The sequence below is a fragment of the Variovorax sp. SRS16 genome (assembly GCF_901827165.1).
GTDB lineage: Bacteria > Pseudomonadota > Gammaproteobacteria > Burkholderiales > Burkholderiaceae_C > Variovorax.
This window is the reverse complement of record NZ_LR594666.1, coordinates 1,723,448-1,737,438: the sequence shown is the minus strand read 5'-3', so window position 1 is coordinate 1,737,438 and position 13,991 is coordinate 1,723,448. Positions and strand designations below refer to the sequence as shown.

Here is a 13,991-nt window from a genome sequence, read left to right as displayed (position 1 = left end):
GTGGTCAGTGTCGACTCCGGCCGCACCTTCCGCTGAACCCGCCGCGGTGAATGCGCCGAAGGGCCCTGAACTCCAACAGGCCCGAAGACGCACCGAGCGGCCAACATCCAGAGACCCTGATCATGAAAATCGCTCAAGAAATCCGCGCCGGCAACGTCATCATGCACGGCAAGGACCCGATGGTCGTCCTCAAGACCGAATACAGCCGCGGCGGCCGCAATTCCGCCACCGTGCGCATGAAGCTCAAGAGCCTGATCGCCAACTTCAACACCGAAGTGGTCTTCAAGGCCGACGACAAGATCGACCAGATCGTGCTCGAGAAGAAGGAATGCACCTATTCCTACTTCGCCGACCCGATGTACGTCTGCATGGACTCGGAATACAACCAGTACGAGGTCGAGGCCGAGAACATGGGCGACGCGCTCAACTACCTCGACGACGGCATGCCGGTCGAAGTGGTGTTCTACGACGGCAAGGCCATTTCGGTCGAGCTGCCGACCAGCGTCGAGCGCGAAATCACCTGGACCGAGCCGGCCGTCAAGGGCGACACCTCGGGCAAGGTCATGAAGCCGGCCAAGATCTCGACCGGCTTCGAGGTCGGTGTGCCGCTCTTCGTGGCACAGGGCGACCGCATCGAGATCGACACCCGCACCGGCGAGTACCGCAAGCGCGTCTGAACGTCGTCGCCGGCGGATCCACGAGGCTCCTGCGGGAGCCTTTTTTGCGCACGCTGCGGCGCGCACAATCCAGCACCGTTCATCGCCTCACCATGCCCAACAACTCACACGATCTCCACGACAAGCGCCTTGCCGACGCCTGGGCCACGCTCCGGGCCCATTCCGAAAAGGGGCTGCCGCTCGACCCGGATCCCTCGCGTCTGGCCTTTGCCGATCCCGAGTTCCTGCTGCGCCGCGAAACGCGCGGGCTGCGCATGCAGCTCGAGCTGATGAAGCCGGACATCGAGATGCGCGAGCACGGCATCGAGAACACGGTGGTGGTGTTCGGCAGCGCGCGCTTTCGCAGCGAGGAGGAATCCGGCGCGCTGATCGCCCAGGCCGAAGCGGCCGGCGACACCGTCGCGGCGGAGCGCTGGCGCAAGCTGGCGCGCAACTCTCACTACTACGAGAAAGCGCGCGCCTTCGGCCGGATGGTTGCGCAATACAGCAACGACAAGGAGCCGCAGGACAAGCTCTTCGTCTGCACCGGCGGCGGCCCCGGCATCATGCAGGCCGCCAACCGCGGTGCCTATGAAGGCGGCGGCCTGTCGGTCGGCCTCGCGATCGCGCTGCCGATGGAAGAAGAAGCCAACCCGTACGTCACGCCGGCGCTCAGCTTCAAGTTCCACTACTTCGCGATCCGCAAGATGCACTTCATGATGCGGGCGAAGGCGCTGGTCGCGTTTCCGGGCGGCTTCGGAACGCTCGACGAGCTGTTCGAGGTGATCACCCTGGTTCAGACCCGCAAGGCCAAGCCGGTGCCGATCGTGCTCTTCGGCTCGGACTACTGGAAGCAGTCGATCAATTTCGAGTTCCTGGCGGAGGAAGGCGTGATCTCGCCCGGCGACGTGAAGCTGATCGAGTACGTGGACGCGCCGCAGGACGCCTGGGACGCGATCAGGCGCTTCTACAAGCTTTGATGCCCTGCGGCAGGGACCTGGAGACCCCACACCGAGCGCGTGCCGAGCGCCACCACGCCGCTGACGATCCAGAACATGCCGGCCACGCCGATCAATGCGCCCCCCGCGCCGAACAGCATCGGCGTCGCGACGCTGGAGGCATTGAGCGTCATCAGGCGCAGGCCCAGCGCCTCGCCGTGCCGCGCGTGCGGCGTGATCTGATGCAGCATGCTCATCACCATCGGCTGCACGGCACCGAGCGCCACGCCCAGCATCACCGAGCAGACGCCCATCCCGAGCGCCGAAGTCATCAGCGGATAGGCAGCGAACACCAGCGCCGTGATGACGTTCGACGCGGTGATCACGGCGCGTTCGCTGAAGCGTGAAGCCACCACCGGCAACACGACACGGATCGCCGCAGCGGCCGCCGCGAATGCACCGAGGATGCCGCCGATCATCGAGGCGCTCAATCCGCGCTCGTGCCCGAGGAGCGGCAGCACGAAGGTATGCACGTCCCATGACGCCGACTGCAGCCAGTTCACGAACAGCAGGCGCCTGAACATCGGTTGCGCCAGCAGGTCCCAGGCGCGGGGCCGCGCGGCACTGGCCGTTGACGGCACCGGCGGCAGCTCCGACGTGCCGCGCGCGAGCCACCAGCACGCGAGCGGCAACAGCGCGCACATCCCGAAGGCGACGCGATAGCCCATCAGGTCGCCCTCGCTGCGTCCCGCATGATCGATCAAGAGGCCGGTGGCGAACGGCCCGACGAAATTGGCCGCGGCCGGCGCGATCGCCAGCCAGCTGAACACCTGCTTGAGCTGGGTCGGATCGGTCGCCGCGCGGCCGACGTGGCGTTGCAGCGCGATCACGGCGATACCCGTGGCACCGCCCGTCAGCAGCGCCGCCACGCAGAGCACGATGAAGACCGGCAGCAAGGCCGCCATCGCTGCGCCGGTCGTGGCCGCGACGACGGCGATCAGCAAAGGCCGCCGCAGCCCGTGCCGGTCGGTGTAGCGGCCGGCCGGCAGGGCCAGGAACACCTGCGTCAATGCGAACAGCGAGAGCAGCACGCCGACCGCGGCAGCGCTATGGCCGTCGCGCAGCGCCAGCAGCGGCGCGGCCAGCCGTGTCCCCGTCATCGCCGCATGCAGACAGATCTGCGCAGCGATCAATCGAAGCAGGCCTGCATTCATCGAAGCGCGTGCTCCGCTCGGATCGTCTCATCGCCGGCGCAGGAATCGGTCACGGCGTGCTGTCGTCCTCGCTGTCGGCGGGCGGCAGCAGGGCTTGCGTCTGCGCTTCGGGCAATGCCTCGACCTTGCGCAAGGCAAGGCGCATCTGCTTGGCGCGCGTATCGGCCTTGTCGAGCGTGTCGGAGGCCTTGGCCACCTGCTCCTTGATCCGCGCCACCCATTCGCCATAGCGCTCGAATTCGGTCTTGACCGCGCCGAGCACCTTCCACACCTCGGAGGCCTGCTGTTCGAGCGCCAGCGTTCGAAAGCCCATGTGCAGGCTGTTGAGCATGGCGAGCAGCGTGGTCGGCCCCGCGAGCGTCACGCGGTGCTGGCGCTGGATCGCATCCATCAGGCCGGGACGGCGCAGCACTTCGGCATAGAGGCTTTCGACCGGCAGGAACAGGATCGCGAAATCGGTGGTGTGCGGCGCGGCGAGGTAGTTCTCGGCGATGGACCTGGCCTCGCTGCGGATGCGCGCCTCGAGTGCCTTGGCCGCGAGCTCGGCAGCCGGCGCATCGGCCCGCTCGTGCGCATCGAGCAGGCGCTCGTAGTCGTCGCGCGGAAACTTGGCATCGATCGGCAGCCAGACGGGTGCCCCATCGCCGCCGCGCCCGGGAAAGCGGATCGCGAAGTCGACGCGCTGGCCGCTGCGCGGCTTGGTCTCGACCTGCTGCGCGTACTGGTCGATGGTCAGCACCTGTTCGAGCAAGGCCTCCAACTGCACTTCGCCGAACACGCCGCGCGTCTTGACGTTGGTCAGCACGCGCTGCAGGCTGCCGACGCCGACGGCCAGCGTCTGCATTTCGCCCAGGCCCTTGTGCACCTGCTCGAGCCGGTCGGCCACCTGCTTGAAGCTCTCGCCCAGCCGTGCCTCGAGCGTGCTCTGGAGCTTCTCGTCGACCGTCTTGCGCATCTCGTCGAGCTTCGCGGTGTTGCTCTGCTGGAGCTGCGCGAGTTGGGTCTCCATCGTCGCGCGCACCTCGGCGAGCCGGCGCGCATTGGATTCGCTCAGGCTCTGGAGCTGCGTGCTGAGCGTGTCCGCGAGCGTCTTCTGCAACAACGTGAGCTGCTGCGCGAAGGCATCGATCTGCGCGTTCTGCGTGCGCGTGGATTCGGCACCCTGCTGCACCAGCGCCTGCTGGAAGGTCGAGAAGGCCTGTGCCGTCTCCTGCCGCGCGCCGCGCGAGGATTCGCTGATCTCGTGGCGCAGTTCGCGCTCGATGCGCTCGTTGGCCGCGCCCAGCGTGGCGATCAGCGCGGCATGATCGGGCGGCGGCGACTTGCGCAGCAGCAGCCAGACCACGAGGATGAAATTCAGGGCCGCGAGGGCCAGCAGGATCCAGAGTTCCAACACGTGCTTCGCTGTCTACTTGGCCGCGAGAACCGCGGGATTGAGGGGCGTGACAGGCTTGCCGTTCACGAGGAAGCCGATCAAGTTGTCGGCAGCCAGATCGGCCATGGCGCGCCGCGTCGGCACCGTGGCGCTGGCGATGTGCGGCGTGAGCACGACGTTGGGCACCGTGAGCAGGTCGGGATGCACCTTCGGTTCGCCCTCGAACACGTCGAGCCCGGCGGCGGCGATGCGCTTGTCGCGCAACGCTGCGGCCAGCGCCGCATCGTCGACGATGCCGCCGCGCGCGATGTTCACGAGCGTGGCGCTCGGCTTCATCAGCGCGAGTTCGGCGGCGCCGATGGTGTGGTGCGACGCCGGCGAGTAAGGCACGACGAGCACGACATGGTCGGCGGTCTTCAGCAGTTCTTCCTTGCTCACGTAGCGGGCCTTGCAGTCGGCTTCCAGCGCCGCGTCGAGCCGCGAGCGGTTGTGATAGATGACCTTCATGCCGAAACCGTGCGCGCCGCGTTTCGCGATGCCCTGGCCGATGCGCCCCATGCCGATGATGCCGAGCGTGGCGCCATGGATGTCGGAGCCGGCGAACATGTCGTAAGACCACTGGGTCCATTTGCCCGCGCGCAGGAAATGCTCGCTCTCGGCGATGCGCCGCGCAGTGGCCATCAGCAACGCGAAGCCGAAGTCGGCGGTGGTCTCGGTGAGGACGTCCGGTGCGTTGGTGGCGAGCACGCCGCGGGCGGTCATGGCATCGACATCGAAGTTGTTGTAGCCGACCGCCATGTTGGCGCAGATCTTCAGACCCGGGCAGGCATCGAGCACCTCGGCATCGATGCGCTCGCTGCCGGCGGTGAAGGCACCCTGCTTGTCCTTGAGTTTTTCGATCAACTGCGCCTTGGTCCAGCTGTTGTCGCCGGGATTGGTCTCGACCTCGAAGTGTTTTTCGAGGCGGGCAATCGTTTCGGGAAACACGGAGCGGGCAACGAGGATCTTGGGTTTGCTCATGGTCGGAAAAAGAGGAAGGTGGAGAGGATGAACAGCGGCATCAGGATGGCACCGGACCACATCATGAAGCCGAAGAAGCTCGGCATGCGCACGCCGCGGCTTTGAGCGATGGCCTTGACCATCAGGTTGGGCGCGTTGCCGATGTAGGTGTTGGCACCCATGAACACCGCGCCCGCCGAGATGGCTGCCAGCGTGGCGGCATGCGTGGTCATCAACGTCTGCGGGACGCCGCCGGCGGTGTTGAAGAAGACGAGATAGGTCGGCGCGTTGTCCAGGAACGAGCTCAGAAGCCCGGTGGCCCAGAAATACATCGCGGGCTCCGGCTGTCCGTCGGCGCGGGTGACGGCGGAGACGACCGCGCCGAAGGGTCCGTCGATACCCGCCTTGAGCATCGCGATCACTGGAATGATGGTCAGGAAGATGCCGGCGAAGAGCTTGGCCACCTCGCGCATCGGCTCCCAGTCGAACTGGTTGTCGGCATGAACGCTGGGCGCGGTGATCTTCAGCGAGATCAACGCGATCGTGATCAGGCCGACATCGCGCACGATGCCGGGCAGGCCGAGCGGCGTGCCATGCACGTCGAACACGATGGGCGACTTCCACAAGCCGCTCAGCAGCACGAGCCCGACGATGGCCGCCAGCAACACGAAGTTGGCGGCGCCGTCGAAGCCGAGCGCCTGCGTGTCGGGCGTCGGATCGATGGGGAGGACGCCCTCCTTGCGGTAGTAGTGCCTGTCGATCACCCAGAACACGGCCAGCAGCAGGCCGAGCAGGAACAGCGTCTCGGCAAGGATGTGCTTCGCGGTCCAGAAGAAGTCGACGCCTTTCAGGAAGCCGAGGAACAGCGGCGGATCACCCAGCGGCGTGAGCGCACCGCCCACGTTCGACACGATGAAGATGAAGAACACGATCACGTGCACCTTGTGCACACGGTTGTCGTTGGCGCGGATCAGTGGCCGGATCAGCAGCATCGAAGCGCCGGTCGTGCCCATCCAGCTTGCCAGCACTGCGCCCGCCGCGAGGATGGCTGTGTTGAGCCCTGGCGCGCCGTGCAGGTTGCCGCGGACATGAATGCCGCCGGCGACCGTGAAAAGCGCAGCCAGCAGGATGACGAACGGCAGGTATTCGGCGAGCAGTGCATGGAGCAGCTGCGCACCCGCGCTCGACGCACCGTACGCGGCCGCGAACGGAAGCAGGAAGGCCAGTGCCCAGCCGGCCGACACCTTGCCGTAGTGGCGGTGCCAGAACGACGGCGCGAGAAGCGGCAGCAACGCGATCGACAGCAGGATGCCGGCGAACGGCACGCCCCACAGCGGCGACAGCTTGCTGCCGTCGACATCGGCGGCCATCGCCATCGCGGGGACCGTCGTCGCCACCACGGCGAGCGCGAAAAGGCGCAGGGGCTTCGGGGCCAAGTCGAAGCGCCTCAGCCCGCCGGCTGGGCGATCTCGAAAACCTGCCGCAGATAGGCCAGGTACCTTTCGTCTTCGCACATGTTCTTGGAGGGCGTGTCGGACAGCTTGGCCACGGGCTGGTCGTTGCAGCGGATCATCTTGATCACGATCTGCAGCGGCTCGTAGCCCAGGTCGTTCGTCAGGTTGGTGCCGATGCCGAAGGCCAGCTGGCAGCGGCCGCGAAACTGCTGATAGAGCTCGATGATCCGTGTCACCGTGAGGCCGTCGCTGAAGATCAGCGTCTTGGTGCGCGGGTCGACCCGGTTCGCCGTGTAGTGCGCCAGCATGCGCTCGCCCCAGTGGAAGGGATCGCCGCTGTCGTGGCGCGCGCCGTCGAACAGCTTGCAGAAGAACAGGTCGAAGTCGCGCAGGAAAGCGGTCATCCCGTACACGTCGGACAACGCGATGCCGAGATCGCCGCGGTATTCGCGGCCCCACATCTCGAAGCCGTAGATCTGGCTGTCGCGCAGCCGCGGACCGAGCGCCTGGCAGGCCTGCAGGTACTCGTGCGCCATGGTGCCCAGGGGAATCAGGCCAAGCTTCATCGCATAGAGCACGTTGCTGGTTCCGGCCAGTTGCGGCAGGCGCTCCCCGACGTGCGGCGCGGCGCTCACTGCGCCGAGCTTCGCGGCCGACGTGCGCAGCACCTCTTCGTGCCATTCCTTGGAGAAGCGGCGGCGCGTGCCGTAGTCGGCGATCTTCAGATCCGACAGGCCTGCATCGTGCAGTTGGGCGAGCTTCGCATCGAGCCGGCGCCGGCCTTCCGCGTAGTCGGGCTGCTTGTGCATGTTGCGGAAGTAGACCTCGTTGACGATGGCAAGCACCGGGATTTCGAACAGGATGGTGTAGAGCCACGGCCCCTCGATGCGGATCTCGAGTTCACCCGAGGCCTGAGGGATGATGTTGATGTACTTCTCGTTGAGCCGGAACAGGCCGAGAAAATCGACGAAGTCGCTCTTGATGAAGCGCATCGATCGAAGGTACGCGAGTTCGGCATCCTTGAACCCGAGCGAGCACAGGTGCCGGACTTCCTCCCGGATCTGGCCCGCGAACTGCGCCAGATCGACGCCCGGGTTGCGGCACTTGAAACGGTACTCGACGCGCGCGCCCGGAAAGTGGTGAAGCACCACTTGCATCATCGTGAACTTGTAGAGATCGGTGTCGAGCAGGCTTTGAATGATCATGATGCGGCGCGCGGATCCCGGGTGTGTCGTGCAGGTCGATTATCACGGGCCGCGTCGGCATGTGCCTACGGCCCCTTCGCGGAGCGTCCTACCAGTCGATCGAAATGCCGACGCGACAGTGTGTTCACGCCGGCCACCGGAGCTTTCGAGGCCGGCGAAGCAACCCATCTGAAGGAGATACGTGATGAACAAAGACACCGTCGAGGGCAACTGGAAGCAGCTCAAGGGCAAGATCAAGGAACAGTGGGGCAAGCTCACCGACGACGATTTCGATGTCATCGCCGGCAAGCGGGACCAGCTGCTGGGCCGCATTCAGGAGCGGCACGGCATCAGCAGGGACGAAGCCGAAAAGCAGGTCAGTGACTGGGAATCCCGCGACGGCCGCACGCCGTCGGCGCTCTGGATGGAAAAGTATTGACCTGCACTCCGGCCCCACTCACACACCGATTTACCAACTCCACGAGGGAACATCCCATGAAAAAGCACCTGCTCATGCTCGCCATCGCGTCGACCTGCTTCGTCTCCATGCACGCCAGCGCGATGACGAAGGACGAATACAAGATGGCCAAGGACAAGATCGAGGCCGACTACAAGTCGGCCAAGGCCCAGTGCGACACGATGAAGGACAACGCCAAGGATGTCTGCCAGAAGGAAGCCAAGGGCAAGGAGAACGTCGCCAAGGCCGAACTCGAACAGCAATACCAGCCCAGCGACAGCCACGCCCGCAAGGTCGAGGAAGAGAAGGTAGATGCTGCCTATGACGTCGCCAAGGAAAAGTGCGACGACCAGAAGGGCGCCGAGAAGAGCGCGTGCGAAAAACAGGCCAAGGCCGACCAGGCCAAGGGCAAGGCCGACATCAAGGCCATGAAGAAGATGTGACCGGCCAACGCCGTCTCACACCATGGATGGCGCCTTCGGGCGCCATTTTTTCATGGCGCCGCGCGCAACTCGTCGACGACGGCTCTCAAGGCAGGCGGTAGCTCGACCGGCCGCTGCGTCACCCGATCGACATAGACATGGACGAAATGCCCCTGGGCTGCAGCCGTCTCGATGCCCTCGGCGAAGAGTGCGATCTCGTAGCGCACGCTGGAACTGCCGGCCTGCGCGACCCGGATGCCGGCCTCGACAGTCTGCGGAAACGCAAGCGGGGCAAAGTAGTTGCAACGGGTCTCGACCACGAAGCCGACAGTCTTTCCAAGGTGGATGTCGAGCGCACCGCGCTCGATCAGGAGCGCATTGACCGCCGTGTCGAACCAACCGTAGTAAACGACGTTGTTGACGTGCCCGTAGATGTCGTTGTCGGCCCAGCGCGTCTGGATGCTGCGGAAGACGCGATAGCTGCTGCGGGAATCGGGCGTGGGTCTGTCGCTCATGGCCGGGGATTCTGCCAGCGCCTTCCAGCCATCGAGCGCGCAACCTCATGACCGGCGTTTTAGAAAGCCTGTTCTAAATTGCTGCAAAGCAGCAGAAAACGCTTGATCGTTGCACGCGGCTATCTATACTCGAGGCCATGCTGCACCGCAACATAAACAAGAGGAGCAGCGACGTGAATCCACTTTTTTCAATCAACTGGAGCTCCCTCATGGCACTCACCGCCGACCAAATCATCGCCTCCCAAAAAGCCAGCCTCGAAACCCTCTTCGGTCTCACGACCAAGGCTTTCGAAGGCGTCGAAAAGCTCGTCGAGCTGAACGTGACGGCCTCGAAGGCCGCACTGACGGAAGCCGCCGGCACCGCCCAGGCCCTGCTGAGCGTCAAGGACGCGCAAGAACTGCTCGCACTGCAAGCCAGCCTGTTCCAGCCCCTGGCCGAAAAGACCGCCGCCTACAGCCGTCATCTGTATGACATCGCCCAAGGCACCGGTGCCGAATTCACCAAGGCTTTCGAAGTCAAGGCGGCCGAAGCCCAGCAAGCCTTCGTCGGCCTGGTCGACAGCGCTGCCAAGAATGCTCCCGCCGGTTCGGAAACGGCCGTGGCCGTGATGAAGAGCGCAGTGGCTGCCGCCAACAACGCGTTCGAATCCGTGCAAAAGGCTGTCAAGCAAGCGTCCGACGTTGCCGAAGCCAACTTCCAGGCCGTGTCGACCACCGCTGTGAACGCGGCCAAGAGCACCGCTCAAACCGCAGCCCGCAAGCGCTGATTTTCCAAGCCCGCTCGAAGCGGGCGCCGATTGTCTCCTTGGGTCCTTCGGGATCCAATTCAGCCCCGTCCTCGGACGGGGCTTTTTTTTGCTCGCCCCCAGGCTGCGCGCACTTCGTGTCGCTTCTCCTTCCCCCTGCCGGGGGCAACACCAGCGGCCCGGCAAAGCCGGTTCCGCGGTGTTTCTCGAATGCCCCTTTGCGGGGGCGGGTGCCGGGTCTTTGATAATGGCGGCACATCATTTGGAGATCGAGATGCAAATTGACGGCAAGGTTTTTATCGTGACGGGCGGCGCTTCCGGTTTGGGCGAGGGCACGGCGCGGATGCTGTCGGCAAATGGCGGCAAGGTCGTCATTGCCGACATGCAGGTGGAAAAGGGCGAGGCAGTCGCCAAGGAAATCGGCGGCGTTTTCGTCAAGTGCGATGTCAGCCAGGAGGCCGACGGCCAGGTTGCCGTGGCCGCAGCGCAGAAGCTCGGCAAGCTGATGGGTCTGGTCAACTGCGCCGGCATCGCGCCGGCCGAGAAGACCGTCGGCAAGACCGGGCCGCACGCGCTCGCCGTGTTCAGCAAGACCGTCACCGTCAACCTGATCGGCACTTTCAACATGATCCGCCTGGCTGCCGATGCCATGAGCAAGAACGAACCCGAAAGCACCGGCGAGCGCGGCGTCCTGATCTCGACCGCTTCGGTCGCCGCCTACGACGGCCAGATCGGCCAGGCCGCCTACAGCGCCTCGAAAGGCGGCGTGGTGGGAATGACGCTGCCGATCGCACGCGACCTGGCGCGCAGCGGCATCCGCAACATGACAATCGCCCCCGGCATCTTCGGCACGCCGATGCTTTTCGGAATGCCCAAGGAAGTGCAGGACGCGCTGGCCGCGAGCGTGCCCTTCCCTTCGCGCCTTGGCACGCCGGAGGACTATGCGAAGCTCGCCAGGCACATCATTGAAAACGACATGCTCAACGGCGAGGTGATCCGGCTGGACGGCGCGATCCGCCTCGCGCCTCGCTAAGCCTGGGTTCCGGCGTCACGTTCCAGGCGCTCGAACTGGGCGATCACCTGCGCACCGAAAAGCACGAGGGTGGCGGCGATCTCGAGGCTGAGCAGCACGACGATCGCCGTCGTCAACGAGCCATAGACGACATTCACCTGGGACAGCGTCGAGAAATACCAGACCAGCACCCGGCGCGTGACCTCCCACAGCAAGGCGGCCGTCGCGCCGCCGAGCAGCGCATGGCGCAGCGAAAGACGTCCGACCGGCATCACGAGATAGAGCGAGGTCAGCATGAAGATCTCGCCGCCGAGGCCGACCAGATAGAGCAGCAGGCCCGACACGCCCGACAAGGACCAGCTGTAACCGAAGAGATCCACGCTCTCCTTGCCGATGAGCTGCAACGCGCCCGAGACGAGCGTGACCAGCAGTAACCCGACGCACAGACACAGAATGTAGATGTAGGGCATGACGGCCGACACCATGAAATGACGGGACCGCTCTGCCTTGCGATGATGAAAGATCACCGCCATCGCGCTCTCGAGCACCGTGAAGGCGAGCGAGCTGAAGAAGATCATCGTGACCAGCAGCACCGGCCCCAGCACGTCGCTGTGCGCCAGGAAGTTCGACAGTTCCGCGACGATCGCACGCGACTGTCCCGGCAACAGCCACTCCAGATAGCGCCCGACCGTGCTGAGCAGTTCCGCCTGCTCGATGAAATGCGACAGCGCGATCACGCTCACGATCAGCAGCGGCACGATGGACAACAGCGCGTAGTAGGCGACGGCCCCCGCGAGCAACAGGCCCTGGTTGCCCTTGAAGGCCTTCAGCGCCTCCCAGACGAACCTCAGCGGATGGCGCAGCAGCGGCGCTGCGTGGGTGAAGGTGCTGCGAATCATGCGTCGGATTTCGGAGCAGCCAGTATGCAGCCGGCAGGCAGCCAGACGAGGGCTTGCGTATGATTTGCCGCTCTCCGCCTACATGACCATCCCCGCCTCATTCATCCAGGAACTGATCGCACGTGCCGACGTGGTGGAAATCGTCGGGCGTTACGTTCAGCTGAAGAAGGCCGGCGCCAACTTCATGGGCCTGTGCCCGTTCCACGGCGAAAAATCGCCCTCGTTCTCGGTCAGCCCGACCAAGCAGTTCTATCACTGCTTCGGCTGCGGCGTGCACGGGAATGCGATCGGCTTCCTGATGGAGCACGCCGGCATGGGCTTCGTGGAGGCCGTGCACGATCTCGCCGGCCAGTACGGCCTGCAAGTGCCGGAAGACGATGCCTCGCCCGAGGAGCGCGCCCGCGCCGCCGGCCAGCGGCAGAAGCAGGCCACGCTGACCGAGGTGCTCGAGAAGGCCGGCGACGCCTACCGAAAGCACCTGCGGCAATCGCCCTCGGCGATCGACTACCTCAAGGGACGCGGCGTCTCGGGAGAAGTCGCACGGCAATTCGGCATCGGCTATGCGCCCGCCGGATGGCGCACGCTGGCGAGCGTCTTTCCCGAATACGACGATCCGCTGCTCGCCGAAAGCGGCCTGGTGATCGTCGGCGAAGAGACCGACAACGGGGAAGGCAAGCGCTACGACCGCTTTCGCGACCGGGTCATGTTCCCGATCCGCAACGTCAAGGGCGAATGCATCGGTTTCGGCGGCCGCGTGATGGGCGACGAGAAACCCAAGTACCTCAACTCGCCCGAAACCCCCGTGTTCAGCAAGGGCCGCGAGCTCTATGGCCTCTATGAAGCGCGCGCCGCATTTCGGGAGCACGGCTATGCCCTCGTGACCGAGGGCTACATGGATGTGGTGGCGCTCGCGCAGCTCGGATTCCCGAACGCCGTCGCGACGCTGGGCACGGCCTGCACGCCCGAGCACGTGCAGAAACTGTTCCGCTTCACGGAGTCGGTGGTGTTCAGCTTCGACGGCGACGCAGCCGGCCGCCGCGCCGCGCGCAAGGCGCTCGATGGCGCACTGCCCTACGCGAGCGACGTGCGCAGCATCAAGTTCCTGTTCCTGCCGGCCGAACACGATCCCGACAGCTTCATCCGCGAATTCGGGGCCGATGCCTTCGCGCGCTTCGTCAACGAAGCGACCCCGCTCAGCCGCTTCATGATCGAAGCCGCGCGCGAAGGCTGCGATCTCGGCAGCGCCGAGGGCCGGGCCCACTTGGCCAGCAACGCACGACCGCTCTGGAGCGCACTGCCTGATGGCGCCCTCAAGCGCCAGCTGCTGGGCGAATTCGCCGAGCTGGTGCAGCTCAGTCCCCAGGAGCTCGGCGAACTGTGGGCGCCGACCCCGGCTGCCCGGCCTGCGCCCTCGTTCCGTCAGCAAGGGGACGACCGCCGGATGGGGGACACACGATCATTCGAGCGGCGCCACGGCGGCGCTCCGACACCCCGGCGCCTCGCCGCCGGCCGCGTGCTGCCGCCCGGCCGGCCCGATGTCGCAGCGCGGCTCCTGCTGTCGAACATGGCGCAATGGGAGGCGCTCTCCCACGAGCTGCATGCGATGTTGTGCGACCTGCCCGGGGAACACGGCCGGCTGTTCGCCTGGCTCGACAGCCAGTTGCACGAACACGGCATGCAACCCTGGGCGGCATTGCGCGAGGGCCTGCGCGGCATGGAATTCGAAGCCCTGGCCGAACGCGTCATGACCGGCCCGGACGGCGGCCCCGTGCCCGACCTCGAGGGCGAACAGGCGGCCGATGCCGTCAGGGAGCTGCGCAACGTCCTCGACTACATGCTGGACGACCGGCTCAAGGCCCAGCAAAGCGAGGCGATCGCAGCGGTCGGCAGCGACCCGCGCGCGCTGGAACGCTACAAGGCCCTGGAGGCGCGCCGTCTGGAATTGCGCCGCCGCCTCAAGCCGGACAATCCCGACAGCACTTGAAAAGCGCGCGACGCGCTATAATGTAAGGCTTCGCTACTCGCGAAATAGACAAGAGCGACAGCAGCACCTCCGGGCCGGCCCCATGCGCAATGCACTTCCCAACGGGAAACGGGTCAATACACCGCAAGGACTGCAC

At 65.3% G+C, this 13,991-nt stretch carries 14 protein-coding genes; 7 read left to right on the top strand and 7 right to left on the bottom strand.

What is annotated here, in order from left to right; translation table 11 throughout:
• Positions 1 to 122: 122 nt before the first annotated feature.
• On the top strand, positions 123 to 677 hold the full coding sequence (efp, locus tag E5P2_RS08415; protein ID WP_162566669.1) for an elongation factor P: 555 nt from the start codon (positions 123 to 125) through the stop codon (positions 675 to 677).
• A 92-nt stretch (positions 678 to 769) separates the two neighbouring features.
• On the top strand, positions 770 to 1,636 hold the full coding sequence (locus E5P2_RS08410) for a TIGR00730 family Rossman fold protein (protein ID WP_162566668.1): 867 nt from the start codon (positions 770 to 772) through the stop codon (positions 1,634 to 1,636).
• Here the strand turns inward: E5P2_RS08410 and E5P2_RS08405 are convergent.
• The 5 genes from E5P2_RS08405 to pncB all read right to left on the bottom strand — a co-directional run bounded on the left by E5P2_RS08405 (position 1,624) and on the right by pncB (position 7,841).
• Positions 1,624 to 2,808, bottom strand: a complete 1,185-nt coding sequence (locus E5P2_RS08405) for an MFS transporter (protein ID WP_162566667.1) — start codon at positions 2,806 to 2,808, stop codon at positions 1,624 to 1,626. The genes E5P2_RS08410 and E5P2_RS08405 overlap by 13 nt on opposite strands.
• A 49-nt stretch (positions 2,809 to 2,857) precedes the next feature.
• Positions 2,858 to 4,201, bottom strand: coding sequence for a DNA recombination protein RmuC (locus E5P2_RS08400; RefSeq protein ID WP_162566666.1), 1,344 nt, complete (start codon positions 4,199 to 4,201; stop codon positions 2,858 to 2,860).
• A gap of 15 nt (positions 4,202 to 4,216) precedes the next feature.
• Positions 4,217 to 5,203 carry a 2-hydroxyacid dehydrogenase gene (locus tag E5P2_RS08395; protein ID WP_162566665.1) on the bottom strand — a complete coding sequence of 329 codons (987 nt, stop codon included), beginning with the start codon at positions 5,201 to 5,203 and terminating at the stop codon, positions 4,217 to 4,219.
• The gene (locus E5P2_RS08390) at positions 5,200 to 6,558 is read right to left on the bottom strand and encodes a sodium:proton antiporter (RefSeq protein WP_162570396.1); all 1,359 of its coding nucleotides are present in this window, start codon (positions 6,556 to 6,558) and stop codon (positions 5,200 to 5,202) included. The genes E5P2_RS08395 and E5P2_RS08390 overlap by 4 nt, the downstream gene beginning before the upstream one ends.
• 71 nt (positions 6,559 to 6,629) lie before the next feature.
• Positions 6,630 to 7,841 carry a nicotinate phosphoribosyltransferase gene (gene pncB / locus E5P2_RS08385; protein ID WP_162566664.1) on the bottom strand — a complete coding sequence of 404 codons (1,212 nt, stop codon included), beginning with the start codon at positions 7,839 to 7,841 and terminating at the stop codon, positions 6,630 to 6,632.
• A gap of 184 nt (positions 7,842 to 8,025) precedes the next feature.
• Between pncB and E5P2_RS08380 the strand changes: the two genes are divergently transcribed.
• Positions 8,026 to 8,259, top strand: coding sequence for a CsbD family protein (locus tag E5P2_RS08380; RefSeq protein ID WP_162566663.1), 234 nt, complete (start codon positions 8,026 to 8,028; stop codon positions 8,257 to 8,259).
• A 56-nt stretch (positions 8,260 to 8,315) separates the two neighbouring features.
• Positions 8,316 to 8,720, top strand: a complete 405-nt coding sequence (locus tag E5P2_RS08375) for a hypothetical protein (RefSeq protein ID WP_162566662.1) — start codon at positions 8,316 to 8,318, stop codon at positions 8,718 to 8,720.
• Positions 8,721 to 8,770: 50 nt separating this feature from the next.
• Here E5P2_RS08375 and E5P2_RS08370 read toward each other — a convergent pair whose 3' ends face one another.
• Positions 8,771 to 9,214: an acyl-CoA thioesterase gene (locus E5P2_RS08370; protein WP_162566661.1), complete on the bottom strand. Its 444-nt coding sequence runs from the start codon at positions 9,212 to 9,214 to the stop codon at positions 8,771 to 8,773.
• 209 nt (positions 9,215 to 9,423) lie between these two features.
• Between E5P2_RS08370 and E5P2_RS08365 the strand changes: the two genes are divergently transcribed.
• Together E5P2_RS08365 and E5P2_RS08360 are read left to right on the top strand one after the other, a co-directional pair.
• Positions 9,424 to 9,981, top strand: coding sequence for a phasin family protein (locus E5P2_RS08365; RefSeq protein WP_162570395.1), 558 nt, complete (start codon positions 9,424 to 9,426; stop codon positions 9,979 to 9,981).
• Between the two features lie 253 nt (positions 9,982 to 10,234).
• Complete coding sequence (locus E5P2_RS08360; protein WP_162570394.1) at positions 10,235 to 10,993, top strand: 3-hydroxyacyl-CoA dehydrogenase; 759 nt, start codon at positions 10,235 to 10,237, stop codon at positions 10,991 to 10,993.
• Here E5P2_RS08360 and E5P2_RS08355 read toward each other — a convergent pair.
• Entirely contained in the window at positions 10,990 to 11,871 is an 882-nt protein-coding gene (locus E5P2_RS08355) for a YihY/virulence factor BrkB family protein (protein WP_162566660.1), read from the bottom strand. The two genes, E5P2_RS08360 and E5P2_RS08355, sit on opposite strands and share 4 nt — an antisense overlap.
• 82 nt (positions 11,872 to 11,953) lie before the next feature.
• Between E5P2_RS08355 and dnaG the strand changes: the two genes are divergently transcribed.
• Positions 11,954 to 13,855 (top strand): DNA primase, encoded by a 1,902-nt coding sequence (gene dnaG, locus E5P2_RS08350; protein WP_162566659.1) that lies wholly within the window; start codon positions 11,954 to 11,956, stop codon positions 13,853 to 13,855.
• Positions 13,856 to 13,991: the final 136 nt, after the last annotated feature.